The organism is Paenibacillus sp. FSL H7-0331, assembly GCF_001956045.1.
Genome location: NZ_MRTH01000030.1, coordinates 64,311 through 90,133, shown reverse-complemented (window position 1 = coordinate 90,133; position 25,823 = coordinate 64,311). Strand labels below are relative to the sequence as shown.

General features: G+C 40.9%; 22 protein-coding genes and 2 pseudogenes. 21 read left to right on the top strand and 3 right to left on the bottom strand.

The genetic code is table 11. The features are described 5' to 3' along the window. The 4 genes from BK127_RS30735 (at position 1) to BK127_RS30720 (ending at position 5,924) form a co-directional block, all read left to right on the top strand. On the top strand, positions 1 to 870 hold the full coding sequence (locus BK127_RS30735) for a carbohydrate ABC transporter permease (RefSeq protein ID WP_076235921.1): 870 nt from the start codon (positions 1 to 3) through the stop codon (positions 868 to 870). A gap of 42 nt (positions 871 to 912) precedes the next feature. After that, positions 913 to 2,577, top strand: a complete 1,665-nt coding sequence (locus BK127_RS30730) for an extracellular solute-binding protein (RefSeq protein ID WP_076235920.1) — start codon at positions 913 to 915, stop codon at positions 2,575 to 2,577. Positions 2,578 to 2,640: 63 nt separating this feature from the next. Then, positions 2,641 to 5,181 carry a hypothetical protein gene (locus BK127_RS30725; protein WP_076235919.1) on the top strand — a complete coding sequence of 847 codons (2,541 nt, stop codon included), beginning with the start codon at positions 2,641 to 2,643 and terminating at the stop codon, positions 5,179 to 5,181. A gap of 254 nt (positions 5,182 to 5,435) precedes the next feature. After that, positions 5,436 to 5,924, top strand: a complete 489-nt coding sequence (locus BK127_RS30720) for an NUDIX domain-containing protein (protein ID WP_076235918.1) — start codon at positions 5,436 to 5,438, stop codon at positions 5,922 to 5,924. 66 nt (positions 5,925 to 5,990) lie between these two features. Here BK127_RS30720 and BK127_RS30715 read toward each other — a convergent pair whose 3' ends face one another. Next, positions 5,991 to 6,920 carry a helix-turn-helix transcriptional regulator gene (locus tag BK127_RS30715; RefSeq protein ID WP_076235917.1) on the bottom strand — a complete coding sequence of 310 codons (930 nt, stop codon included), beginning with the start codon at positions 6,918 to 6,920 and terminating at the stop codon, positions 5,991 to 5,993. A gap of 99 nt (positions 6,921 to 7,019) precedes the next feature. On the opposite strand from BK127_RS30715, the gene BK127_RS30710 reads away from it, so the two are divergent. From BK127_RS30710 to BK127_RS45820, 4 genes and pseudogenes are all read left to right on the top strand, one after another. Continuing rightward, positions 7,020 to 7,484 carry a VOC family protein gene (locus BK127_RS30710; protein WP_076235916.1) on the top strand — a complete coding sequence of 155 codons (465 nt, stop codon included), beginning with the start codon at positions 7,020 to 7,022 and terminating at the stop codon, positions 7,482 to 7,484. 50 nt (positions 7,485 to 7,534) lie between these two features. Further along, positions 7,535 to 8,566, top strand: a pseudogene (locus BK127_RS30705) (MFS transporter); the annotation flags it as partial. A 57-nt stretch (positions 8,567 to 8,623) separates the two neighbouring features. Beyond that, a pseudogene (locus BK127_RS45075) lies at positions 8,624 to 8,878 on the top strand (DDE-type integrase/transposase/recombinase); the annotation flags it as partial. 258 nt (positions 8,879 to 9,136) lie between these two features. Then, positions 9,137 to 9,268 carry a hypothetical protein gene (locus BK127_RS45820; RefSeq protein WP_144026616.1) on the top strand — a complete coding sequence of 44 codons (132 nt, stop codon included), beginning with the start codon at positions 9,137 to 9,139 and terminating at the stop codon, positions 9,266 to 9,268. Between the two features lie 228 nt (positions 9,269 to 9,496). On the opposite strand, the gene BK127_RS30690 is transcribed toward BK127_RS45820, so the two are convergent. After that, a complete protein-coding gene (locus tag BK127_RS30690; protein WP_076235935.1) occupies positions 9,497 to 9,967 on the bottom strand; it encodes a MarR family winged helix-turn-helix transcriptional regulator in 471 nt (156 codons plus the stop codon). 143 nt (positions 9,968 to 10,110) lie between these two features. Here BK127_RS30690 and BK127_RS30685 point away from each other — a divergent pair, with 143 nt between their 5' ends. The 5 genes from BK127_RS30685 to BK127_RS30665 all read left to right on the top strand — a co-directional run bounded on the left by BK127_RS30685 (position 10,111) and on the right by BK127_RS30665 (position 15,527). Beyond that, positions 10,111 to 10,689, top strand: a complete 579-nt coding sequence (locus BK127_RS30685; RefSeq protein ID WP_076235914.1) for an SDR family NAD(P)-dependent oxidoreductase — start codon at positions 10,111 to 10,113, stop codon at positions 10,687 to 10,689. A 93-nt stretch (positions 10,690 to 10,782) separates the two neighbouring features. Next, positions 10,783 to 11,754 carry an aldo/keto reductase gene (locus BK127_RS30680; protein WP_076235913.1) on the top strand — a complete coding sequence of 324 codons (972 nt, stop codon included), beginning with the start codon at positions 10,783 to 10,785 and terminating at the stop codon, positions 11,752 to 11,754. A gap of 90 nt (positions 11,755 to 11,844) precedes the next feature. Continuing rightward, positions 11,845 to 12,524 (top strand): IS6 family transposase gene (locus BK127_RS30675; RefSeq protein ID WP_256711522.1). Its coding sequence is split into 2 segments (ribosomal slippage): positions 11,845 to 12,103 and positions 12,103 to 12,524, totalling 681 coding nucleotides; the frame shifts between segments, so codons are not numbered across the junction. 178 nt (positions 12,525 to 12,702) lie between these two features. Further along, a complete protein-coding gene (locus tag BK127_RS30670) occupies positions 12,703 to 14,319 on the top strand; it encodes a spore germination protein (protein WP_076235912.1) in 1,617 nt (538 codons plus the stop codon). Continuing rightward, complete coding sequence (locus tag BK127_RS30665) at positions 14,316 to 15,527, top strand: Ger(x)C family spore germination protein (RefSeq protein WP_076235911.1); 1,212 nt, start codon at positions 14,316 to 14,318, stop codon at positions 15,525 to 15,527. The genes BK127_RS30670 and BK127_RS30665 overlap by 4 nt, the downstream gene beginning before the upstream one ends. A 229-nt stretch (positions 15,528 to 15,756) precedes the next feature. Here BK127_RS30665 and BK127_RS30660 read toward each other — a convergent pair whose 3' ends face one another. Continuing rightward, the gene (locus BK127_RS30660) at positions 15,757 to 16,851 is read right to left on the bottom strand and encodes a GerAB/ArcD/ProY family transporter (RefSeq protein WP_076235910.1); all 1,095 of its coding nucleotides are present in this window, start codon (positions 16,849 to 16,851) and stop codon (positions 15,757 to 15,759) included. A gap of 319 nt (positions 16,852 to 17,170) precedes the next feature. On the opposite strand from BK127_RS30660, the gene BK127_RS30655 reads away from it, so the two are divergent. The 8 genes from BK127_RS30655 (at position 17,171) to BK127_RS30620 (ending at position 25,785) form a co-directional block, all read left to right on the top strand. Continuing rightward, positions 17,171 to 18,952 carry a sensor histidine kinase gene (locus BK127_RS30655; RefSeq protein WP_076235909.1) on the top strand — a complete coding sequence of 594 codons (1,782 nt, stop codon included), beginning with the start codon at positions 17,171 to 17,173 and terminating at the stop codon, positions 18,950 to 18,952. Then, a complete protein-coding gene (locus BK127_RS30650) occupies positions 18,930 to 20,120 on the top strand; it encodes a response regulator transcription factor (RefSeq protein ID WP_076235908.1) in 1,191 nt (396 codons plus the stop codon). Before BK127_RS30655 ends, BK127_RS30650 begins: the two co-directional genes overlap by 23 nt. Before the next feature lie 163 nt (positions 20,121 to 20,283). Continuing rightward, positions 20,284 to 21,642: an ABC transporter substrate-binding protein gene (locus BK127_RS30645; protein ID WP_076235907.1), complete on the top strand. Its 1,359-nt coding sequence runs from the start codon at positions 20,284 to 20,286 to the stop codon at positions 21,640 to 21,642. 71 nt (positions 21,643 to 21,713) lie between these two features. Further along, positions 21,714 to 22,538: a carbohydrate ABC transporter permease gene (locus BK127_RS30640; RefSeq protein WP_179097663.1), complete on the top strand. Its 825-nt coding sequence runs from the start codon at positions 21,714 to 21,716 to the stop codon at positions 22,536 to 22,538. A gap of 20 nt (positions 22,539 to 22,558) precedes the next feature. Further along, entirely contained in the window at positions 22,559 to 23,377 is an 819-nt protein-coding gene (locus BK127_RS30635; protein WP_076235905.1) for a carbohydrate ABC transporter permease, read from the top strand. 47 nt (positions 23,378 to 23,424) lie between these two features. Next, the gene (locus tag BK127_RS30630; RefSeq protein ID WP_076235904.1) at positions 23,425 to 24,189 is read left to right on the top strand and encodes an HpcH/HpaI aldolase family protein; all 765 of its coding nucleotides are present in this window, start codon (positions 23,425 to 23,427) and stop codon (positions 24,187 to 24,189) included. Between the two features lie 40 nt (positions 24,190 to 24,229). Next, positions 24,230 to 24,400: a hypothetical protein gene (locus tag BK127_RS30625; RefSeq protein WP_179097662.1), complete on the top strand. Its 171-nt coding sequence runs from the start codon at positions 24,230 to 24,232 to the stop codon at positions 24,398 to 24,400. After that, positions 24,397 to 25,785: an amidase gene (locus BK127_RS30620; RefSeq protein WP_076235902.1), complete on the top strand. Its 1,389-nt coding sequence runs from the start codon at positions 24,397 to 24,399 to the stop codon at positions 25,783 to 25,785. Before BK127_RS30625 ends, BK127_RS30620 begins: the two co-directional genes overlap by 4 nt. Positions 25,786 to 25,823 lie beyond the last annotated feature (38 nt).

Genomic DNA, 25,823 nt, shown 5'->3' with positions numbered 1-25,823 from the left:
TTGAAAAGCACACGGAGTGAAAAACTGTTTTATAGTTTCAATTATATAGTACTTACGATAGTCGGACTAAGCTGTTTGTTTCCTTTACTGCATATTATCGCACTGTCATTTAGTGATATTCAGGAGATTGCGTCCGGCAGGGTGTCGATTTATCCGATAGGCTGGAATACAGATTCATTCTCTGCGCTGATGAAAGGGACAAGAGTGGTGGAGGCCTTTCAGAATAGTGTAATATTGACACTGGTCGGAGTAACGCTCAGTATGATCGCGACAATTGTTACAGCTTATCCGCTCTCACGGCGTATATTTATAGCTCGTCGGTTTTTCACACTTGCTGCTGTATTTACGATGTTGTTTACTGGGGGTTTGATTCCTACCTACCTCGTAGTGAAATCTCTTGGATTGATAAATTCTTACTGGGCGATTTGGCTGCCAGGGTTATTAAGTACGTACAATATGCTGGTCATGCGGACTTTCTTTGAGAATATTCCCGAGGAGGTAGAAGAGGCTGCAAGGATCGATGGCTGTAGTGAAATGCGCTTGCTTTTACAAATATTTTTGCCGCTTTCCATGCCTGTTATAGCTACGTTAGTATTATTTTATGGAGTTGGATACTGGAACAGCTTCATGAATGTGTTGATTTATATTAACCAGACCGATAAATACAATTTAACGGTACTTGTCCAGCAAATGATTCAGAGCCAATCGCTGCTTCAGGAACTAGTCAGTGAAGGTGAACCCGTCCAAGTTGTGCCGGAATCATTGAAGGCGGCAGGTATTCTAGTTATGGTCATTCCAATGCTGGTCGTCTATCCGTTCCTTCAAAAGTACTTTGTTAAAGGGGTTATGCTGGGTTCCGTGAAAGGCTGATACATAGATCATGAGATAACATTTTGAAAGGGGTTAACAAATATGAAAAAGAAAGAAATGTGGGTTGCTTCGATGGCAGTGGTGTTGGCGAGCGGTACGCTTCTTGCGGCGTGTTCATCGAAGGAGGGGAACGGAACCGGGCAACAAGCGGCTGAGGTGAAGAAGGATATTACAGTTTCTGTTTATGACCGGGGTAACGTGGCGCAAGATGAAGGGACGATAGAAAATAATCGTTGGACCAAATGGATTAATGAGAAAGGACCGGCTAACGTAAAATTCGTAGCCATACCTCGGACAAACTCACAGGAAAAAATCAATGTCTTGTTTGCATCGGGAAGTGCGCCCGATTTGTTGTTCGAATACGCTCCTAATATTAAGAATCCGTTGTATGACCAGAAGCAGCTGATGCCGCTGGATTCGTTGATTGAAAATTCAAGTGTTGATTATAAAAAGCTGTTGCAGGAGAATCCCGTTTTGAAAAAAGCGGGCACCAAGGCAGACGGGAAATTGTACGAATTCGGCCGTCTTAATTGGGTGGAGCCTATTCGTGGATTAATCATCCGGACGGATTGGCTTAAAAAGTTGAATTTGGAGATGCCGAAAACTACGGAGGACTTATATAAAGTTGCAAAAGCGTTTGCAGAACAAGATCCGGATGGGAACGGGAAAAAGGACTCCTATGGAATTGCGCTCAGCTCTAGCTCAGAGGCGACGATCAATCAAATATTCCAAGCTTCTCAGAAGTGGGATGTGAAGGATGGGCAATTGGGAATCAATTGGGAGCAAAGTAAAGATTTAAACGCGTTCAAGAAGAAATTGTATGATGAGGGGATTATCGATAAGGATTTTATTAACGATAAAAACGGCGCTAAAGCAAAGCAGGATTTCATTAACGGGAAAGTAGGAATTTATCCGTTCTTAGGCGTTAACTCAACAGATATGATCCTCAGTATGATCGATCCGTTAAAGAAGAATGTAGCTACAGCGACTGTTGCTTATATGCCTTATCCGAAAAGTCCTTTTGGCCAGTTTATTCCGACTCTTCAAAATCCGATTCAAATGACTGCGGTGGTCAATGCAACAGCAAAGAACCCGGATGCCGTTATGAAGTATGTCGATTTCATTAGCCGTAATGCCACACTGGATACGCTTACCAATGGAAATGAAGGGGAGCATCATAAGGTCGTGGATGGATGCTTAGAGGTCATTGATAAAGACAAAATGAAGAAGCAGGTAAGCGATATAACCGGCGATATGAGAATGCTGGAAAACAGTGGATTACGCTTTGATAAATGCTCTATTCCGATTGTGAAGTATAAGAGCGATCCAAGAAAACAGGAATACCAGGACTTTTATCAATCGCTCCGCGATACCTACTTAACCTTTGATAAACCGTATGCTGAATTGACCCATTCTGAACATATGCCTCAGCCCCCTAAGGAGCTTGCGCTTATTCAAACTAACGCGGACAAAGCGATTTCTGATATCTGGACGAAAGCGCTGGTTAGCGGAGAGAAATATACGATCGATCAAGCACTGAAGGATGCTAAGGATGCCTGGGAGAAAGCGGGAGGCAAACAGGTCGAGGATTGGTATAAAAACTGGTACATCAATGAGAAGGATAAAGCGGTTCTTGCCAAGGATATCATTGAAGTGGCCAAGAAGCAGGATGAACAATACAAGAAGCTATTGAAGGAACTGAAATAAGAATATTGGAAAAGCTTGTCTGGCTGGCACCATATTGAATGTGAAATTATAGGAGGATGCTTAATGGAATGCAGGCCCATTCGTGAGTGGTTATATGCCGGTCCGTTTGATAAAGATGTATCTCACCTGTATGAAGATAATTATATAGTACCTGTGGAGCCCTACCTTCCTATGATCGAGGAAGCTTGCCAAATCATGAATGGATTGGCGCCCGCTGAGGGGGAATCTGTGGTTTTCTTGGAGCAAGAGTCCATGTGGAGCTTCGCCAGAACAGGCCCCTCCGAGAAGAAAACGACTTGGGCGCGGTATGGTACACATGCCCGCCTGCTAGTTACATACGCATATAGCCGACTTATCGTACCGCGATCAGGTATTTACCGCTGTAGACTATGGCTTTATGGAAGCGCAGCGATGATGCTGAACGGTGAAATCATATTCACACATCAAAGCGTTGGAAGGGTGGACGAAGAGTTTATCTTAGATATCCATTTGCAGGAAGGGGATAACGAATGCTTATTGATGCTGGCCAATGTCCACCTCCATTGCACAAATTCGTTCAGCCTCACGATTGAATCCGAGGGGATACAAGCCTATGTACCACTTCTATTGGGGAATGAGGGGCGTACTGAGCTTGAAGAGGATTTAGGGGGCTTTTACTTGGCGAGCCCCGTTATCCAAGGCGAAGATTCAATAACCGTTCAATGGGACCGGCCTGTAGCAAGTAAAGGAACATTCATTTTTACGGTGCATCGTGGAAACAGTGGAGTGTCCAAGGGCGTCATTATCGAGATTGCCACAACGCTGGATGAACACCAACGATCCCTGCGACTGGCCTCATATGATGAGCTTCCCGCTGGTGGGCAATATTTGATCACGGTTGACTACCGTTCTGAGCAATCCATGCAATCCGGGCTAGTGACAGGGATTACCCTTCAAGTCATCTATGTTGATTATTTTGCTGAGTTGTTGCCCTCAGGGAATTATAAAGAGCGTCAGCGTTATTTGCTGGAGCAGACAGGTCAGCTGCAGCTTACCGAGATACTGGAACCTGCCTTGTATGGTATTTATCGGGAGCTGTCCAGGCTTGAATCAGGAATGGATAATGAAGTGGATGTGCAGGCCATACGCAAGACCCTATCGTATATCAACGAAAGGTATGATTGTGCTGACTTTGCCATGCACGGACTTCTTCGCATGTACTATAAGCACCGCACTAATCCCATCTTGCCGGATGAGTTGAAAGAGGAGATGAAAGCCTGTATTCTTGGTTTTAAATATTGGGTGGATGAGCCGGGCAAATCGCTGATGTTCACACGGTCGGAGAATCACGAAATCTTATTTTTCAGTGCCGAATATTTGGCTGGACTGCTGTTTCCAGCAGATAACTTCACAAACAGCAATCAAAATGGCTTGTTTCATGCATTAAAGGGGCGGATAAATGCCGAACGATGGATTAAGGAGAAGGGCATGTACGGATTTACTGAATGGCATTCCAATACTTATTACGAGGAAGATTTGCTGGCCATGCTCAACCTGTTCGATTTCTCCGAAGAAAACAGCCCTATACGGATTTTAGCCAAACAGCTCATAGATTTAATTCTTGCGTTCATTTCTTCCCACAGCTACCAAGGAATTATGGGTACTACGCACGGAAGATGCTACGAACAAAGCATTATATATCCTGAGTTGGAGAGTATGAGGACTATGAATTGGCTGTTATTCGGGCTTCCAAAGATAATGGTCCGAAAGCTTTCGATTGGAGCGGTCACTCTGGCTAGCAGCTGCTATGAGCCTCTTCCCGTATGGGAGCATATTGCCTCAAGCACGGAGCCCTTGCTTACTCGAACTCGGATGGGGCTGTTTCCATCCAGCGGCATGGGAGGGGTCAATACATCGACCTTCCGTACAGAGCACTATATGGTATCCGGCTTAGTGGAGTCCAAGAAAGGCGAGTTCAGTGCTCAGGCACAAGCTGGACAAATTTTACTGGACGGAGGTGTCCCCGTATTCGTCTCATGCTTCGATAACAAATCCAAGACAACGAGGCCTTCTTATTGGGGCGGGCAATACCGGATGCCGAAAACTATTGCCTATCGCAATGTCCTAGCTTACATTTACCGCATTGATTCCGTGGCAGGGTTTACACATTGTTACTTTCCCACTAAACAATTTGACCAAGTGCAGGAGCACCATGGCTGGCTGTTCGGACAAAAGGGCGATGCGTATGTAGCTGTCTATTCGTTGAAGCCTTACCACGAAGTTACTGAGGGAGAATACGGCGGCAGGGAGCTTCTTTGCCTGGACAAGCAGAACATTTGGCTGTTGGAGGCGGGGAGCGTGAAGGAATGGGGAAGCTTTGATTCGTTTACGAAATCAATAAGCGAAGCCCCAATTGAGTTGTTGGGCGAAGATATCCTATATACCTCCCCATCAATTGGCAAGGTAGAGCTCGGTTGGGAACGTATATGCACGGTGAAGGGAAGACCCGTACTCGAAGACGATTACCCGCTGATTGATAATCCTTATGCATTTGGCGAATACGGAAGCGGGATCACTAAATTGAATCTATCGGGCATAAAGAAAACGTTAAACTTTCAGTTCTAAATGAAACAAATCGGTGCCGATCTGAAGGGGATTTCGCTGATAACGTACATTAGTTCTCATTACTTGGTATTTCTCGATATGCCCGATCGCCTACTTATATAAGGCTATCGGGCATTTTGAATGATGTTGAAAAGACTGAAAAGGAAGGAATCAGATATCTTATAGAAAATACCTATAGCTATATATAATATAGATATTATTAGGAATAAGATTTCTGTGGTACCATTCCAATAAATGGTATTGGAGTGATACATATGAGAGTTGCTTGTTCGGCGGGAGGATTAATCGTTAAGGACAACAAAGTGTTGCTTGTGAAGATTACATATGGTGTAAATAAGAATTATTGGATGATACCAGGGGGATTTGTTGAAGAAGGGGAAACATTAGAAGAAGCAGCAATAAGGGAAGTAAAGGAAGAAACTGGGATTGAAGCTCGACCTAAAAGACTTATTGGTGTTAGAACGGGAACTAAAGAGATTCAAAATGGATTAGAGCTAGGTATATATTTCATCTTTGAGATGGAATTGATATCCGGTGTCTTATTTGCTGATGGATCAGAGATTTCAGAAGTTCAGTATAGATCAGTTGATGAAGTACTTAATGATTTGCATGTTGTAAATTTAACTCAGGAAATATTACGTACATACGTAAGCGCATTGCCGAACTCTGGATTAAGCAAATTTGAGAACTCTATCCAAACGAATCATAAATACATCAATTATAATGTTTACACTTTAGCCTAGCGATACGCTAAAAGTTATTGAATAGACTGACAATCAAGGGCGCTGGGCACCGCCAACATTTTGATGTTAATGGGAGCCTTTTGAAGTATACTTCTCCATCATTTTATTTAAATAATCTCGAAAGTCTTCAACATAGGTTTTGGGCTCTACGATTTCCAAATTTGTACCGAAGCTCGCTAAAAATTGAAATCCATTACTGTTTTGCGGAATATGGATTGTTGCTAATAAATAATCAGAGCTATAGTTTTCAATGCTCTTTCGACCGTACCTTTCAATGAATTGATCTTTTATGCCAGGCGAAATCAACACCTTGACTGCGACTAGTTCCGGTTGATAACTTGCTTCCTGTTCTTGTTCCAATAAATCATCTCTTGGGCTAAACGTTTGTTCATTCATATTAAGTTGATCGATCCGAAATAATTTGAACGTTCTATTTCTCATGCGATGTAAACAGAATCCCTTCAGATACCAACTCGTTTCGCTAAAATGAAGCTGATAGGGCTCGACAGTTCTTTTTGTCGCAGTGCCATTTTTATCTATATAATCAAATGAAACTAAGTTTTTCTTTAATATGGCTTCCTGACATGTCTTCAAGGTTTGACGAATCTCAGACCGACCCTCCCAATCGTAAAAAGACAGTTGAATTGAACCTTTCGGAGCCAGTGGGCTAACCATGGCTTCTATTTTTTTGATCGTCATTTCAACTCCTTCGCTAATTAGAATTTGTTCCAATCCGCCGAGCGCAGTCAATATATTCTCTAAGTCGGAGTTGCTTAAAAGACGTTTATCAACCTTGTATTCATCCATAATGCCGTAACCGCCATGAACTCCATTGACCGAATAGATCGGGATGTTTGATAAACTCAAGGTTTCCATATCGCGAAGAATCGTTCTTTTGGAAACGTTAAATAATTGCGCGAATTCTTTGGTGGTCACGACGACATTTTTTTTCAGCAAGATCATGATGATAGAGATAAGTCTCTCAACCTTTTCCATCCGTTTCCCTCTTTTTTTAATTTAGTATGAAACAGTGACATACAGCTGTCACCTATTATATATTATACTACATTTATAAAAAGAAGGAGGTTATGTTTTATGTCAGCTATTGCATATTTAAACTTTGATGGAATTGCAGAACAAGTGATTGAATTTTATTCGGTGGCTTTGAACGCAATTGAAGTAAAAAAAGCGAAATTCGGGGATATCCCGCAAGATCCAAACTATCCAATGCCGGAAAATGAGTTAAATATGATCATGGAGTCTTCCATAGAATTCGCAGGCGGGAAAATCATGATGTCAGACATTTTGCCTTCAATGAAGGCAGTAACAGGTGAGCTGGTGAAAGGGAATAATATTCTGATTAGTCTAGTCATCGATGATAAGCAAAAACTTGAAGAATACTTTAGTCATTTGTCCCTTGGCGGCCATGTCATCATGCCGTTATCCAATACGCCTTGGTCTTCGTGCTTTGGAATGCTAGTTGATAAGTTTGGGATCAGCTGGAAATTTAATAGCGACGCAGATCAGTTTCTTGATAACGTAATAGCCAACAAACAGTAACTCATTCTGAAAAATGGTCTTGCAACTGAAGGCCATTTTTTTATGCACCGATGGAGGCACGATTGATGAAAAATAGCTATTCTTCGCTTATCTTTTTTTTGGCTTTAGGTATATTTGGCATCATAACAACTGAAATGGGCATGATCGGAGTTCTTCCCCAAGTCACTCAAAAGTTTCACATAGCGCCCTCGGAGGCCGGGTACCTTGTGAGTGCATTTGCTTTAATCGTTGCCATTTCTGGCCCATTCCTAACATTACTTGCTTCCGGCATGAATCGAAAAGCGATCTTACTATCCTCTATCCTGATGTTTGCCATCTCTAATTTGGTGTATGCTTATACTACCAGGTTCGAAGTTATGCTGGCTTTCCGGATTGTTCCTGCGTTTTTTCATCCTGTCTTTTTTTCGATTGCGCTTGCGACCGCTGCCAGCCTTGTTCCTCCCGAAAAGATCAGCAAAGCGGTCACCCAGGTTATGGCCGGAGTAACCGTTGGATTCGCTTTTGGCGTGCCGATTACATCCTATCTCTCCACAAAAATTTCGCTGGAAGCTGCTTTCCTGTTTGGAGCTATTGTGAGCGTCATTGCCTTTATAGGCGTACTGGTCAGGCTTCCTTCAATGCCTGTTAAGGAAAGAATGTCTTTCGGCAAGCAGCTCGGCATATTGCGCAAACCTCAATTGTGGTTAACGATCTTGATAGTGGTGATGATCTTTACAGCGATGAGTTCGGTTTATAGCTACTTTGCCGAATATCTCGGAGAAGTCACCCATATGAACGGTACCTGGATCAGCTGGATGTTGATGGTCTTTGGCGTCACCATGATTGCAGGGAACTTCTTGTTTGGGTTCTTACTGAACAAAAGCATGACAAAAACGGTTATCCTGTTTCCTCTCGTATATGCGGTCATTTACTTATTTACTTATTATTGGGGTTCTCATTTTTGGCCGATGACGGTCATCGTGTTTGTGTGGGGAGCTGTACATTCAGGGGGGCTTATTCTAAGTCAAGCCATGTTGATGACTGATGCGAAAGAAGCTCCCGAATTCGGTAACAGCTTATTTGTTTCCTTTTCTAATGTTGGCATTACGGTAGGAACATGGATCGGCGGCTTGTTTATTTCCCAGTTGGGTGCGCATCCGCCGCGCGTGATCACCGTCGATAAAAACCCAGCTTACCCTACCGCAGTCCAGCAATTAAAGGACGAGAAGGTGATGAAACAAGAAACATTACTACGACAACAGATATATCTGAACAATATAATTGAACAAGATCATCGAACAAGATCAGGAATCGAAGTCATGCATATGATAAAGAAAGGGCAGGTCGAATGCAATCATTCGTCTGTCCTTTTTGCAATAGACTTAATCAATAAAATGTTTGGTTTGATTGCATAGTCAAACAACAATATGGCGACTATCTTTAATCTGTTTTAATAGTTGCACCAAAACCACATTTTTGATGTTATCGTAACTCAAGAAGATAATCTCCTGCACAAGCCTCACTCTGCACCCTTAATTCTTGCGGCAAGACTCCTTTACTCTCCCCCTGAGAATTGCATTTACATACTACATAAGGTTGCCATGGATCGCATTATCAAAAGGAGGTTTAGTCTTGGTGTTACAACAAACAAGTGAGATTGACTTGTTTGGAATATTGGAGACCAATCTTCAGACATAAGTGCAGCTAGTGCTGCAGGAATGAGGGGAATTGCGGCACTTTGGGGAGACGGAAAAATTGACCGGTTTGAGCAGGTTTCTCCAAATATGTTGGCATATACTCCGTAGAAAGGCCGTAGAAAGGCCCTTTGCCGGCATGGACTTGGGAGGACCGCGTTCGTCGGGAAAGTCGGTAGAAATAGGCTGCAGCGCGTTTCGGGTCACAGAACGATTGAGGTGCCTATAGGGGCTCTTGCTGGTAGAAAGGAAATGCCCCCTCCGCTATGTTGGCGGAAGGGGCTAGTTCCTTGTCAATTGTAGTATTTTTATACCTTGTGCTTAACATCAAAACAGCGATCAAGGGGACGGGTCTTTACAAGACATTGAGGTATCTTTTTTTGTTCTTTCCGCTAGTTTAGTAATCGACTCGATGTCTTGATCGGTTAATAGATCTAGAAAATGCTTGCGTATTGCCTTTGAGACTATGGGATGGGCACCATCCAAGGCTGACTTTCCGGCGGAAGTAATGATGACTTGCACACCGCGATCTGTGTCTAGTGGTTTCCTCAGAACAAGACCGCGTTTTTCCATCCGCGTTAGATGATGTGATAGTCGGCTCTTATCCCAGTCCATCGATTCAGCTAATTCCTGTTGGCGAAGCTTGCCATTCCCGAATTGGACTAACCGGTCTAATACTCCAAAATCACCCTCGGATAGTCCTGTGTATTCAGACATTTCTTTTACAACGCTACCAAAGATTCGTTTAAAAGAGCCTTTCCACATATTCCATATTTGCATTTCGACTTCGTTTAGTTCGTTCATATCCATAAGAACATAATAACATGGTTGACGTATCAACTGCAAGGTGCTACAATGCATTTAGGTTGACACGTCAACCAAAAGATTGACATATCAATTTTGGGTTGTATTACAAAGATCTCACAGTCGATTCTAGAAAGGGAGTTATTACTATGCAGGAAAACCCCGTCGCCTTGGTCACCGGGGCCAATAAAGGAATCGGTCTTCAAATCGCGAAGGATCTTGCAGCCCACGGCTTTACCGTGCTCATCGGATCGCGCAATCTCGAGAAAGGGGAGACGGCTGCGAAGAGCGTCGAAGCGGATGCCCGTGCCATCCAGCTCGATGTCACGAATCAGGATTCCATCTCCGCCGCTGCAGCGCGTATTCGCAACGAACTCATCCGTCTCGACGTGCTCGTCAACAACGCGGGAATATCGCACGCCGGTCAGCCGGGCAGGCTGCTCGAGGAGGTTGGGAAATCGTGTCGACCAAGCGTCGCTTATCTCGACGAAGTACGTGCGGTGTTCGAAACGCTCTCAATGCGATTATGCTCGCCTTTGCCATTGAACTCATGTCAACAGGCTAAGGTCAATGCGGTATCTCCGGGCTTTACTGCAACAGATCTCAACAACTTCGGGGGAACGGGCACTGTCCAACAAGCTGCTCGTCATCCCGTACGCCTTGCGCACATTGGCGAGGACGGTCCGACGGGAACGTTCTCAAGTGAGAGACTCGAGCTCCCATGGTGAAGTAGTCTCTAGCACTGGATCAACATTGAGATATGTATAGACAACCTGAAGGTGTGGTTACCTTCCAAATATACTTAAGGAGTGTGTTATCAAATGGAATATGTAAAACTTGGACGCAGCGGCTTGGATGTTTCACGGTTAAGCCTCGGAACCATGAGCTTTGGGGTACCTGAACGCGGCAATGCCCCATGGTCATTGAATGAAGAGCAAAGCAGACCGATCATTAAAAAAGCATTAGAATTGGGCATTAATTTCTTCAGTACCGCCAATATGTATTCCGACGGAACAAGCGAAGAAATTCTCGGACGTGCATTAAAGGACTTCGCTCGTCGTGACGAAGTCGTCATTGCCACAAAGGTCTTTGTTCCGATGCGCAAAGGTCCGAATGCTATGGGGCTTTCCCGTAAAACCATCATGACCGAAATGGATAACAGTCTAAGACGACTCGGAACGGACTACGTTGATCTGTACCAGATCCATCGATGGGATCCTAATACGCCGATTGAAGAGACAATGGATACTCTCCACGATTTAGTTAAGGCGGGCAAGGTAAGATACATCGGAGCATCCTCCATGTTGGCATGGCAGTTTGCGAAAGCTCAGCATGTCGCGGAGCGCAATGGTTGGACACGGTTCGTTTCCATGGAAAATAGACTTAACTTGCTTTATCGGGAAGAAGAAAGAGAAATGCTCCCCCTTTGCAAAGATGAGAGAATTGGCGTCACCCCATACCTGCCTTTGGCTGCAGGTCGGTTAACTCGGGATTGGAATGAGCAGACCTCGCGATCCGAGAATGACCAGGTAGCAAAGGGATTATTTGTTAAAACGGAAGAGGCTGATCGTAAAGTTGCGGAAAGAGTTGCGGAAGTTGCCGCTGACCGGGGAATTCCACGTGCACAAATTGCACTTGCATGGTTGCTGCAAAAGGAAGAGGTCACAGCTCCAATTATCGGCTCAACCAAGATTAGTCATCTCGAAGACGCGGTTTCGGCGTTGTCGGTTAAATTGACACCCGAAGAAATTACGAGTTTAGAAGAACTTTATATACCGCATCCATTAGTATAATTGGACACATACACACAACGACTCTTGGGGCGAACACTTCTACGGTGTTCGCCCTCTTATATGGTTGTTCATGAGAGTGGGACATTTACTTTGGAAACGGAATTAGATTTATTTAAGTGGAAGCAGTATGAATCAGAGGTTATCTTGCTAACAGTACGATGGTATTTGAAATATAGCCTAAGTTATTTTGATTTAGTAGAAATCATGGAAGAACGGGGCTTACATATCGCTCATACAACGATCATGCGATGGGTTCATGAGTTTGGACCGGAACTAGACAAGCGAATTCGTCCCTATTTGAAGCCGACTAATGATTCCCTTCGGACGGATGAGACCTACATTAAAGTCAAGGACAATGGAAATATCTTTACAGAGCCGTAGATTCAATTGGGAATACGATTGATTTCATGTTATCTGAAAATCGAGATGCTCCCGCGGCTAAACGATTTTTTAAGAAAGCGTTGACTTCATCTCACAATCAATCGCCACGCGTAATTACTGTCGATAAAAACCCAGCGTACCCTGTCGCAGTCCAGCAATTGAAGGACGAGAAAGTTATGAATCAAGAAACATTACTCCGACAACAGAAATATCTCAACAATATTATTGAACAAGATCATCGATTCGTAAAGAAAATTATAAAACCACTGTTGGGATTCAAGTCTTTCAAAAATGCCGAGAAAACAATAGCGGGAATCGAAGTCATGCACATGATAAGGAAAAGACAGGTTGAATGCAAGCATTGGTCTGTCCTCTCTGCAGTTGAATGAATCCAAAAATTATTTGGTATGATAGCGTAGTCAACCAACAGTAAGGCGGGTATCTTTGATTAGTTTCAATAGTTGCACCAAAACCGTTTCATAGCTGATACTGAATATATTTATTTCCTCTGGATAAAACCTTGCAACTCTAACTATACTATGAAAAACAATTGTTGGAGGTGTGGCCTTGTTTGAAAAACAAAAAAACTTCTTCAAATTATTAAAAATTGCAAAATCACGACAACATTCGACCGCCCAACAATCAAATGTTGAAGATGATCTAAAATATACAATCGATGTAAAACTGGACCATAACCTTTCAGTGCTAAAAGGCTTCTTGAGCAAAGGCGAAGATGTCATATTCAGGGAATTCCGACTTGGCGACAAAAACAAAACAAAAGCATTTATCTGCTGGATAGACGGTTTGGCGGATCAAGAGTATATTAACACAAGTATTATCAAACCTTTGATGAGGAATATACAAATCGTGGAAAAACAGGAAGGGGAGATTCAAACTGCGAATTTGTTGAAGGTAGTGCAAGAGCAAATTATTAGTGCTTCCAGTTTAAAGGAAATCACTTCGATGGATGAGGTTCTCGGTGCTGTATTATCAGGGCAAACCGTTTTATTTATTGACGGATTTTCTACCGTATTGAACATAGCTTCGGTGGGCTTTATTTCCAGAGCTGTAACCGAGCCCGAAACGGAAACGGTCGTTCGCGGTCCCAAGGAAGGGTTTACGGAATCCATTCTCACCAATACATCGTTAATTCGCAGAAAGATCAAGAATCCGAAGCTGGTCTTTAAATCCTATATTCTGGGAAAACAAACCCATACGACGGTTTGTATTAGTTATATTGATGGAATCGCCAATCCAAAAGTTGTGGAAGAAGTAATCAGCAGGCTAAAACGTATTGAAACGGATGCCATTTTAGAATCAGGATACATTGAACAGTATATCGAAGACCATCCTCTCTCGCTATTCTCAACGATTGGAAACAGTGAAAAAGTGGATGCAGTGGCTGGAAAAATGTTGGAAGGAAGAGTGGCTATCCTTTGTGATGGGACTCCATTTGTGTTGACCGTTCCGCGTTTATTTATCGAAAACTTCCAAATCAGCGAAGATTATTATACACGACCCTTTGCCGCTACATTTTTAAGATGGATCAGGATGCTTTCGTTTCCTTTTTCATTAATTACCCCGGCTGCTTATGTGGCGGTAGAAACCTATCATCAAGAAATGCTTCCCACCATTCTCCTGACTTCGATGGCTGCGTCTCGCGAAGGAATCCCTTTTCCGGCTGTTATTGAATCCCTGATGATGGTGATCGTCTTTGAAATCTTAAGGGAATCGGGGGTCAGGCTTCCTCGGGCTGTAGGTCAAGCGGTAAGCATCGTAGGGGCATTAGTGATCGGACAAGCTGCGGTTCAAGCGGGGCTTGTTAGTGCTCCGATGGTAATTGTTGTAGCTCTTACAGGAATTACAAGTTTTATTGTTTCAGCTTTATATGACTTCATTATTATTGCAAGATTGGCCCTTATCATATTAAGTAGCATTTTGGGATTTTATGGGGTCGGTGTTGGTTTAATGTTTATGATTGCGCATCTGTGCTCTTTAAGCTCTTTCGGAACGCCCTTTCTTGCTCCCTTTGCACCATTAATATGGAGTGACCTGAAAGATACCTTTATCAGACTGCCTTTATGGTTAATGAGAACTCGGCCTGCATCCATTGGATCAGGAAATAGAACAAGATACATTGCCCCGGACATGCCTAAACCGGAAAATGAAGGTGAGCAGAAATGAAATGGAAAGTACCTTTTATCGCCATAATGGTTTCACTCCTTGTTTCCGGATGTTGGGATCGCAGAGAATTGGATGACATAGGCATAGTTGTTGCAGTAGGGCTTGATAAAGATTCAAGAACCAATGAATATATGGTTACATTACAAATTGTGCGTACAAGCGTTCTTCAAACTATGGGTGGAGTGAAAAATGAAGATCCTATTGAAATCTTCTCCGTAAAAGATAAAACATTACTTTCAGCTATAAGACTTGCATCAAAACAGTTTGACCGAAAACCGTTCTTCGCCCACAATAATGTGATTGTGATTAGCGAAGAACTAGCCAAAGAAGACATTATCCCGCTAATTGATGTTTTCCGAAGAGGGAGCGAATCACGGGATTTGACGTGGATTTATATAGCTAAGGGGACAACAGCCAAAGAAATATTAGGGGTAAAGACAGGAGTTGAAACGCTTCAAGGGACGTATTTGAATAAGATCATAAGAAATGTACGTCGGATATCCGCCGACGCAAGTGCCGTCAATCAATTGGAGTTGACGAAAAAATTGTTGGTTTCGGGCATCCAGCCAGTTCTAGGTGCAATGGAAATTATCGAAGAGGAAAAACCGCAAGTCGAAATGCAGAAAAAAACGAAAACTTCAAAAGGTGTAAAAATTACAAGTACGGCCGTTTTTAAGAAAAATAAATTAATAGGGTATTTAAACATTAAAGAAACAAGAGGATTGAACTGGGTAACTCAAAATGCGCAAGGAATAATCCAGGTACCTTCCACTCTTCAAAAAGACAAACTGGTTTCGATTGAAATTAAACGTACACACGGTCAGATCATACCCCAAATCATCAACGGCAAAATCCATTTTTTGATTAAAATCAAGCAGAAATCCTCTATGGAAGAGTCTGCAAGCCAAGGTATTGAGTTGAAAAATGATATAGAACGAAAACTCCTTGGTTTCGCAAAGGTCATAGAAAATGAACAAGAAGTGGTTATTGAAGAGGAAATTAAAAAAGCGGTCCGACAAGCACAAAGAATGAAATCGGATATATTTGGGTTCGGTCAGGCTTTGCATAATAAATATCCAAAGGAGTGGAAAAAGGTTGAAAAAGATTGGAATGATAAGATTTTTCCGGAAGTTGAGTTTGAAGTTCATGTGCAAGCCACTATCCGCAGAATAGGACTCATTGACATGCCGATTGTGCCGAAAGAGTAAGGGAATTGAATAACACATATGCATCCGAATCCCTTACTTTTTGCCTGGGAAATAGGTTATAGCGATTAAACAAAGACGATATAGTACAACTAAAGGCAGTATCATAATAAAGAGCTTGCTTCCAAAAAGTATGCAGCATACATAGAGTCCGTAGGAATTTAACGATTCCTTGATAAATACCGGATCAAATAAGATAAACGGATTATAGATATCCATTTTCGACTGTTCCTCACGTTTGATAGTTTTTTTGGTGCCATTTTTTCAACCATAAGATGAGCAAGATCATGGTGGGTAAAGTCCATCCGAAAATAGGGCTCATATTCCTTACAAAGGCAGTAAATCCTACAAAGCGGTGATATTCCATGCTTGGAAAGTAGAATAAACTATAAATAAAATTAAATATTCCGATTCCCCAAATCACCGGGTGTTCATTTTGTATTTTAAAGATCGTACATATCGTACGAACCCCTGCATAAATAAAGATCATCATTTTAAATAAGGTACCCCAAAAAATGATGATGGTTCCAAATAAGTCCAAATGGGTAATGATATTGCCCACATTGATAAGTCGAATTAAACTGACGAGGGGTACTTTCATATTGGCGGCATATTCAGCTCCAAGAACACTGATAATCGAAAAGACGGATAAGGTAATTACCAATCCCGATACTCCTACAGCCCAAAAGGATGCTTTTCGAATGGATTCTTTGGGGTGAACATACTTCCAGTACATCAGCAAGACACAGGATTCTCCGAACGGAAATCCTATAATTGGATGTGCTGCTTTTAGCACGGGAACCGGCCCCTCTCCCATGATGGGAAGCAATTGATTAAAATGCATTTCACCCGATATAAAGATCAGAAGATATGAGGTGAAGAGCATAATTAACATAAAGGGAAGTATAAATTCACACGTCCGACCGAATACATTAAGTCCAAGTATTAAAATATAGGAGGAAACCAAAACAAATGGTACGAATATTACAGACTTCGGTGTATTGGTAAGAAAGGTCAACGTCATAAGATCTCCGAATTCGCTCAAATTAAAGCAGGCAATATGATTCCAATACAACATATACATGATCACTAGAGGTATTCCGAGCCATTTGCCTAATACCTCATTCAGGATTTCGACCCAATTTTTATCAGGGTAATTTTTTTGAATTTCCAACCATATCCACAACATGGCGAGTGCACCAAGCGTACTAATCATCACGGCGATCCAGGCGTCTTGCTTTGCACTGATTCCAAATGCAAATAAGGTAGTCGTGCCGATTTCAAACAGCATGATTATAGAAATAAGTTGTTTAGGGTTAAGTCGCATTCTCAGCATCCTTTTCTAAATAAGGTATGATAATCTAGTTTGTCCATGTTTTTATCAAAGATACTGACTGAAATTATATTCGTCGACCTGTACTCGTGTGCACAAAAGTCCTGTACTTCATCACGATCAATTCGTTTGTATATTTATTAAGCTATCCATGTTTTCCATTTGCGTTGTATAATTGGGTTGTCTAATGCAATTGATTGGAGGATTTAATTTCGATATATTGACTGTCGTTTTTTGTTCTTTTATTTTTGACAGTAAGCGCTTTCGAATATATATTATTTCTTCGATGACGTTATAGGAAGGGTGATTGTTTATGGGTTTTCGCACGATTCAAGGAAAAATTTTCGTCTCCATGTTCTTCTTTCTGATCATTCCCTTTTGTCTAACCTTTTTCTATTTGGATAAACCATTAGAGAAAACGATTGAAAGCAAAATAGGGACCTCGATCCAGGATGCTCTGAACTTGGTCAGTTTAAATATAGATAATACATTGGAACAGATGTTGAATTCTATTACGGCCATTTCGTTGGATCAAAATATACTTTCTATGTTAAAAAAACCGAGCCAATATACCGATTATGAGAAATTTCGTATTTCGAACAATATGATGAAAACTTTGCATAATTCTTACTTGATTAATACAGAAAATTATCTTACTTTCATGGATTTTTCAGGAGGATTGTATACATCGTGGTATGCAATGCCCGGCAAATATGAACAATTGAAAAGTACTTCGTGGTATCCGGACATCCTAAATTCTAAAGATAGGTTCCTATGGATATACCAACCTGACAACTACACATTCACGGATAAACGTCCGCTTATTTCGGTGGCAAAATTAATTAGGGACACCAGTTCTAATGATAATATTGGAATAGTTATGATAAGTATTGTCGAAAGTGACATACGAAAAATTTTGATGCAGCTTGAAGGTGAAGTTTTCTTGATCGACAAGAATGGGATTGTTCTCTCCCACGCGGAACCCTCTTTTTTTCGGAAAGACTTGTCGGGGGAACCCTATATCCAAAAAGTGATCAAAACGGAAAAGGGTCAAATGATCGATGAAATTAACAATAAAAAGATGATCGTTAGCTATAGGACTATTCATAAAACAGATTGGAAGATTGTTCAACTTATCCCCTATGATACGGTATTTAAGGAAATTTTCAATATAAGAAAAGCGAATATTTTTATTGTCGGAGTTATTTTTTTAGTGTTCCTCCTGATTTCGATTTCGATTTCATTTCGAATTTCGAAGCCTTTAAAATTGCTAAAGAAGAAAATGGCCGACATTGATAACCAAGACTCAAGCGATATGATTGATGTCAAGGGAACAGATGAAATCGCCAGTTTGATTCATACCTATAATAAGATGATAATACGGATTAAAGATTTGTTGGATCGATTGAAAATGGAATATAAGCAAAAGGAAGATATGAGGTTTAGGGCGCTGCAATCACAGATTAATCCTCACTTCATTCTTAACACACTTAATAATATAAAATGGATGGCGTATATTAGAAAGGACCACGAAGTAGCGGAGATGTTATCCTGTATGGCAGTCATTTTGGAAGGAAGTATTGGTAGAGATGAGGATATCATTACACTTAAACAGGAAATAGCATACATTCATAATTATGTTATTCTTCAGAAGATCAAGTACAATGAATTGCTTTCCATCATCTACGATATTCCTGAGGATCTGCTTCAGTGTGAAGTAATTAAATTTATTCTGCAGCCTATCGTCGAAAATTCTATCTATCATGGTATAGATCAAATGAAGGGTAAAGGTGTCATTCATATTGCAGCTACCCGGCTGGATCATCAATTGGTTATTCAAATCAAAGATAATGGGCTGGGTATTGATCCGGTTAAGTTAGAAGAAATTAGGTATTCTTTTACATCTAAGCAGGATGTAAGGAAAATAAATAGAGTTGGTATCAGGAATGTTCATGATAGAATTCAATTGCAATACGGTAAAAAATATGGAATTACTATTCATAGTGAGAGGTTTGCGGGTACAATCGTTGAAATTGTGCTTCCAGCAGACGTCCGGAAAGAGGAGAAAGCCTATGTTGAAGATATTGATCGTTGATGATGAAATTTTAGTCAGGATTGGAATCAAGTCGTCGATTGACTGGGACGAACAAGGCTTTCAATATGTCGGGGATGCTGCGGATGGGGAGAAAGCCTTCGAATTGATCAAACGAACCGTGCCGGATATCGTTTTGACTGACATTTTGATGCCCAATATGAATGGTTTGGAGCTTATCGAGAAAATAAAGCAATGCTATCCATTGATTAAAATCATAGTTTTGAGCAGCCACAATGACTATGAATATGTAAGAAATGCAATGAAGCTTGGTGTAGAGGACTATATACTCAAAACCTCTATGAAGCCTTCGGAATTGTTAACTATACTTAAAGAAACAGCGAAGAAGATTGCATTGAGTCGTGAAGGATTGATAAATAAATATGCAGAGCCTGTACAGGATGATTCACGAAAAGCAGCCTTGATAAGACTGTTGTTGGAAGAGCCCCTCAATGATCATCGTTTGAAGCAAGTTGCGGATAGCTTACAATGGAAGAATCGGAACCACCATTATCTTCTATTGCTGAAAATTCATCATTATGATGTTGATAAAATGGATCAAGCAAGTGAATATACTTTCATGAATTTGGCTATCGGGTATATGAATAAATGGATGGATGGACACATTCTTCGATATAAAGAAAATGAGTATATGGTGATTATGTCCTCCGGAGACGAAGATGTCAATAAGACAGAAAATGAATTATTCATATTGGGAGAAGATACGATCGTGGCTGTAAAACGTTTTTTGAACCTTTCGATCAGCATTGGCTTCAGTAATTCCTTTGGCCATTTAAGCGGGATGAAAACCGCCTATGAACAAGCAGAGGGTTCTTTAAGACGAGGATCGTACAGGAATGAAGTGCAGAAGTTAATTGATTATATGCAGATTCATTATAATGAAAATATCTCTCTTAAGAGGGCTGCGGAATATGTGAACATGAGTGAAGGATACTTAAGCTATGTATTTAAGAAGGAGACCAAAAAAAATTTCATAGAATTTATTACCCAAATTAGGATCGACAAGGCTGTTGAATATTTGCGAAATACCGACCTTCCAAGCTATATCATTGCAGAAAAGGTGGGATATGTGAATATCAATTACTTTGGCCGGATTTTTAAAAAAGTAATGGGAATGAACCCTAGTCAATATAGACAACAATTTAAGTGAATTTATGAAAAAAGTGAACATCCCTCTTCTAAAAGTGAACATGGCACGCAATAATCTGAATAAATGACAGAAAGCTATATAAATCGTTCATTTAGTATGTTGCTAGATCTGGGTATAATCACTTTGTAAGCGCTTTACAATAAAAAATAGAAGGGTGTGCACTATGCATAAATCAATGTTAAAAGGTGTAGTTATGCTACTAATTCTGTCCATGTTCGCAATGGGATGTGTAGCGAAAGAAGATTCCAAGAAAACGGATGACGCTTCAATGAATGGAGAAGGCGGCAAGCCGATTACGATTACATTTTGGGCAGGGACCGCTTTCAAAAATGTTGATGGCTACAATAGTCCAAACTTTGGAGATTGGGAAAAAGCAAAAGCTGAAGAATTCAAGAAAATTCATCCTAATGTAACTGTAAATGTCGAAGTCGTTCCGTTTAAAGATATTGAACAAAAAGTAAACGTTGCGGTAGCAGGAAATAATCCACCCGATATTTTACTTGATAACACCCCTCTTCGCATGATAAGACATGCCAAAAACGGCATATTAGAACCTTTGGATGAAATCATAAAAGAGGATAAAGCCGACTGGAAACAATCTTACTTGGATTTGGGTACTTACAATAACAAGTTATATGCCCTAACCCTATTCAGCTGTCCCGGAATGATGTTTGTCAACAAAGCAATCTTTGATAAAAAAAATCTGACGCATTTATTGCCTAAAGACAGAAAGTGGACATGGACGCAATGGAAAGATGCCATGAAGATGGTTGCAGATGACAACACTTATGGGACCGCATTTTTTGCAAAAAGTGAGCAGCAAGACCAATTAATGCAATCTCTTATTATGAGCAGCGGAGCCAAATGGGCAAATGAAGACTTTTCCAAGTATTTATTGAACGGCCCAGAGGGAGTGGAAGCCCTAACGTTCATGTTAAAGCTGGTGGAAGAAGGATTGGTTGCCCCAGGTACTGCAAATATGGAAGCTATCGATACCATCCAATTATTCGAACAAGGAAAATTAGCAACCATGTATCAGCAGATCAATGTATATATGGACATAGCTGCAGACATTAAGAAGGGATCAGCCAATTCCTCCAATGTTGAACCTTATGGAATTATTCCTGTATACAAAGAGGGTGTTACCCCAAAATTAGTGATTAACTCTGAAAATGGACTCGCTCTATTTAAACAGAAGGACCCGGAAAAAAGAAAAGCTGCCCTGGAATTTATTAAATTTTTGGCGAAGCCCGAAAATGTCAGTGCTATAAGTAAAGCTGCAGTATCTGATCCAGCTCGCATCTCATCCAAATACGCAGCGCCGAATAAGGACTATGCTGAACTGATTACCGAGATGAATAAACTGGAAACATTAGATTTGGGTAGAGGTGTAACTTGGTATTCTAAGCTCAGACAAAGTTTCTATCCAGAAATGCAAGCTGCTTTCCTGAAAGCCAAAACACCACAGCAAGCTTTAAATGATTTTGTAAATAGTGCAAATAATTTGGCTTCTAAAAAATAACGATAACTATTTCACTGAGGTGTATATGACTGATGAGATTTCGCGATGGAGCTTGGGGTTATTTTTTCATATTGCCTAACTTATTTTTTCTTGCTTTGTTTTTAATCTATCCTTTGCTTCGTACTTTCTATCTTAGCTTGTTCGAAGCAGATATTTATTTAAAAACCTTTGTAGGATTTAATAATTATATTTCTTTGTTTCATGAAGAGCGGTTTGTAAAATCGTTTGTAAACACGTTCTACTTTGTAATCATCATAGTTCCGATTACGGTCGGCATTTCCTTGATTTTTGCTGCAATGATGCAGGGATTTCATAAACATGCCAAAAGTTTCTTTCGTCTTGTTTTTTATTTGCCGGTTGTGAGTACGCCTGTTGTGCTCTCCTTGGTTTGGGCTTGGATTTATAACCCTAGTTTTGGCATATTTAATTATTTTTTACGGGAATTTGGATTCCAGCCTATCGATGTGTTTTCCAATCAACTTACAGCTATTCTTGCCTTAGCAGCAGTGGTTATTACTTGGATGATCGGTCAACCTATTATTTTGTATTTATCGTCAATGGACGGAATATCAAAAGACCTGTTTGAATCTGCTGAAATGGATGGAGCTAATTCGATTCAAACCTTTATTAAGATCACATTGCCTTTGATTGCTAACACGACTATATTAATCGTGATTACTTCAACGATCAGTGTATTCCAAATATTCACAGTCGTCTATTTGTTGACCAAGGGTGGCCCGTTCCACGGTACAGAATCTCTTGTATATACCATATATCAAACCGCTTTTATAGATTTGGAATTTGGCAAAGCTTCAGCTCAAAGTGTTGTATTATTCTTTATTATTATGCTGATTGCAGTTTTACAGTTTAGAATCTTAAGATCTAAAGGCGAGTAAGAAAAGGAGACTCTTTGCTGATGAAAATTAATGTCATCTCCAGGTATTTATTATTAATTATTGCGGCAATCATTTTTATTTTCCCATTGTATTGGTTGATTACCGGCTCTTTTAAATCACAAGTAGAGATATGGGCAGTGCCCCCGGATTGGTTTCCAAACAAATTCAGCCTTGATAATTATATCCTTCTATTTAAAACAAAGCCGATAGTGACATGGGTATTCAATAGTGTAATTACTTGCCTGGTCACCGTTATATTTGTTTTGATATTTTCTGCGATGGCTGGATATGCGTATGCCAAAAAAAAGTTTCCCGGAAACAAAATATTGTTTGCCTGTGTGATCGTTACGATGATGATGCCGCATCAGGTGACTTTGGTTCCGCTTTACATTTTGTGTCGTGATCTAGGGCTTATCGATAACTATTTAGGGTTGATATTACCTGCCATTGCATATCCATTTGGAGTCTTTTTGATTCGCCAGTTTGCCAAATCGATTCCGGATGAAATTATTGAGGCCGCTACTCTTGATGGAGCCGGCGAATTGAGAACATTTGCGACAATCATCTTACCGCTGCTTTTACCGGCACTTGGAGCCCTGGCCATATTTACATTTATGTATACTTGGAACGACTATTTATGGCAACTTATTATTTTGCAATCCAAAGCCATGTTAACTCTACCACTAGGCATATCTACTGCTGCATATGATGAAAATAGAATTGATTTTGGAATTGCCCTGACCGGGGCATCCATAGCTGCAGTTCCTATGATACTATTCTTTGTTTTGCTTCAAAGAAGCTTCGTTCAGGGGATTACATTGGGTTCTGTCAAGGGATAAATGAAGGCACAAGGTTCGTGACATTGTTAATAGAAGGAGAATATGAAATGCATAAATTAAAAGAAGTGCTAGCTGGCGGTCAAACCGCTTACGGTATTTTTTCCGCTCTGAAGGATCCTGCTGTTATCGAAATTTTGGGTTATGTCGGTTATGACTATGTTGTGATTGATCTTGAACATACCGCATTGGATTTGCAAATGATGGAGCATATGATTCGTGCGGCACAAATTGCCAATATTTCATCCATAGTCCGAACACCGCAGGATGATTACGGAACTATACTCAGAGCAGTAGAGTCAGGAGCTGACGCTGTTATGATTCCTCATCTCGTATCCAAACAGCAGGGAGAAAAAATCGTCGGAATGGCCAAATACCAACCCATAGGACATCGAGGCATTGATGGTTCGACCCGAGTGGCCAGATATGGTGGAGTGCTCATTACAGAACATATGAAACAGGAAAATGAACGGGTATTGGTCATCGGAATGATTGAAGATGTGGAAGCCGTGGAAAACATCGACGAAATTATTACGGTTCAAGGATTGGATCTGTTATTTATAGGTCCTTCCGATTTGGCCGGTTCATTCGGTCTTCCCGGACAAGTAACGCATCCGAAGGTGCGGCAAGCTATTCAAGTTGTGATGGACAAGTCGAACAAAGCGGGGATCAAGGTGGGAATTCCGGCATTTAGACCTAGTGAATTAAAAGAAGTCATCGGCATGGGCGCAAGCTTTGTAACGACGCCTGCGGTGGATGCTTCGCATTTAACCCAATCTCTAAAAGCCCATCTTGAGTCCGTTAAAAATATGTAGGAAGGAAGTGAAAGGTATGGATTTTCGAAACTATGTTACGATGAAGCTTGAAAAGAATGGTATTGATTCCCGTTATTTCAATTTACAATCCCTTTATTTAGAAGCCGAAACCATAAAGATGAAAATTGAATCAGTTAGTTCCAGTGATCATTTGATTGATCCTGACCCTATTTTTTCTCATGTTCAGAAAAGGGGTGGAACGAACCAATGAGCATATCGAATCATTTTTTAGAATGGAGTATAGCTGAGCTAAGCCAAAGTATCAAGGATAGAGCCATTTCTCCTGTGGAAGTAACAGCAGCCAGTCTGGGCTTCATCGCCCAAAAAGATAAAGAGCTTAATTCATTCATTACGGTCTTGGAGGAACAATCGTTAAACGCCGCCAAAAAGGCAGAACAGGAAATTATCAATGGAAATTATAAAGGTCATCTCCATGGCATTCCTATTGGATTAAAGGATTTAATCTATACTAAGGGCATAAAAACAACATTTGGCTCTGAAATTTATCAAGACTTTGTCCCTGATTATGATGCGGAAATTGTGACCCAGCTAGAGAATGCAGGAGCCATTATGATTGGTAAGCTAAATATGCATGGGTTTGCATACGGTACAACAGGGGACCGCTCCTTTTTCGGACCTGTAAAAAATCCGTATGATCCATCCAAAATCACAGGGGGATCAAGCTCAGGTTCGGCCGCTGCCGTAGCAGCCTTTCTATGCTATGGCGCAATTGGTTCAGATACGGGAGGGTCCATCAGAATGCCTGCCTCTTGTTGCGGCATCGTAGGAATGAAACCGACGTTTGGATTGGTAAGCAAATATGGTGCCATACCATTATGTCAGACTCTGGACCATTTGGGCCCCATGACCCGAACCGTCGCTGATAATGCTATAATGTTAAACGTCCTGGCAGGTTATGATAAAAAAGATATATATTCTGTTTATTCTGTGAAGGAAGATTATACTCAAGCGATAGATCAGGGGATTAAAGGTAAAAAGATCGGGATTCCATCTTCTTTTTATTTTGATATTATTCATCCGGAAGTGCAGCGCATATTCGACTTAACGGTGGAAAAACTTAAACAACTTGGAGCCGAAATTGAATATATTGATCTTCCTGGAATGAATGATCTTTTAGCAGCTCAGCAGATACTTTTAGCTTCTGAGGCTTACACGTCGTTAGAAAAACTTTTAAGGGAAGTTCCCGATCGGATTGAAGAAGAAGTAAGAGGACGGGCCATAGTAGGGATGTTCATTCAAGCAAGCGAGTATATAAATATGTTGAAAATTAAACATAAGGCTATCAGCATGCACTACGAGGCACTATCCAAGGTAAATGTGATTATGACCCCTACTTTATGTACGCTGCCAACTGATATTGGACAGAGAGAAATAGATATTAATGGGACGAAGGAACATACTCGTATTCTTGCACGCTTAACAGGCCCAAGCAATACAACCGGTTTTCCCGCAATTTCTGTTTCTGGCGGCATGTCGAAAAGTGGTTTGCCAGTCGGAATACAATTTATAGGCAAACCTTTTGATGAAGGACAATTATACCAATTTGCCTTTGCTCTGGAACAATCCAATCTCTAGGAAACTGTTGATAAGACTTATAAGGAATCGCATATAAT

Excerpts from the sequence above, each read along its gene's own strand:
- BK127_RS30730 (WP_076235920.1), top strand. The coding sequence starts at position 913 with ATGAAAAAGAAAGAAATGTGGGTTGCTTCGATGGCAGTGGTGTTGGCG.
- BK127_RS30725 (WP_076235919.1), top strand. The coding sequence starts at position 2,641 with ATGGAATGCAGGCCCATTCGTGAGTGGTTATATGCCGGTCCGTTTGAT.
- BK127_RS30720 (WP_076235918.1), top strand. The coding sequence starts at position 5,436 with ATGAGAGTTGCTTGTTCGGCGGGAGGATTAATCGTTAAGGACAACAAA.
- BK127_RS30715 (WP_076235917.1), bottom strand. The coding sequence starts at position 6,920 with ATGGAAAAGGTTGAGAGACTTATCTCTATCATCATGATCTTGCTGAAA.
- BK127_RS30710 (WP_076235916.1), top strand. The coding sequence starts at position 7,020 with ATGTCAGCTATTGCATATTTAAACTTTGATGGAATTGCAGAACAAGTG.
- BK127_RS30690 (WP_076235935.1), bottom strand. The coding sequence starts at position 9,967 with ATGGATATGAACGAACTAAACGAAGTCGAAATGCAAATATGGAATATG.
- BK127_RS30685 (WP_076235914.1), top strand. The coding sequence starts at position 10,111 with ATGCAGGAAAACCCCGTCGCCTTGGTCACCGGGGCCAATAAAGGAATC.
- BK127_RS30680 (WP_076235913.1), top strand. The coding sequence starts at position 10,783 with ATGGAATATGTAAAACTTGGACGCAGCGGCTTGGATGTTTCACGGTTA.
- BK127_RS30665 (WP_076235911.1), top strand. The coding sequence starts at position 14,316 with ATGAAATGGAAAGTACCTTTTATCGCCATAATGGTTTCACTCCTTGTT.
- BK127_RS30660 (WP_076235910.1), bottom strand. The coding sequence starts at position 16,851 with ATGCGACTTAACCCTAAACAACTTATTTCTATAATCATGCTGTTTGAA.
- BK127_RS30655 (WP_076235909.1), top strand. The coding sequence starts at position 17,171 with ATGGGTTTTCGCACGATTCAAGGAAAAATTTTCGTCTCCATGTTCTTC.
- BK127_RS30650 (WP_076235908.1), top strand. The coding sequence starts at position 18,930 with ATGTTGAAGATATTGATCGTTGATGATGAAATTTTAGTCAGGATTGGA.
- BK127_RS30645 (WP_076235907.1), top strand. The coding sequence starts at position 20,284 with ATGCATAAATCAATGTTAAAAGGTGTAGTTATGCTACTAATTCTGTCC.
- BK127_RS30635 (WP_076235905.1), top strand. The coding sequence starts at position 22,559 with ATGAAAATTAATGTCATCTCCAGGTATTTATTATTAATTATTGCGGCA.
- BK127_RS30630 (WP_076235904.1), top strand. The coding sequence starts at position 23,425 with ATGCATAAATTAAAAGAAGTGCTAGCTGGCGGTCAAACCGCTTACGGT.
- BK127_RS30625 (WP_179097662.1), top strand. The coding sequence starts at position 24,230 with ATGAAGCTTGAAAAGAATGGTATTGATTCCCGTTATTTCAATTTACAA.
- BK127_RS30620 (WP_076235902.1), top strand. The coding sequence starts at position 24,397 with ATGAGCATATCGAATCATTTTTTAGAATGGAGTATAGCTGAGCTAAGC.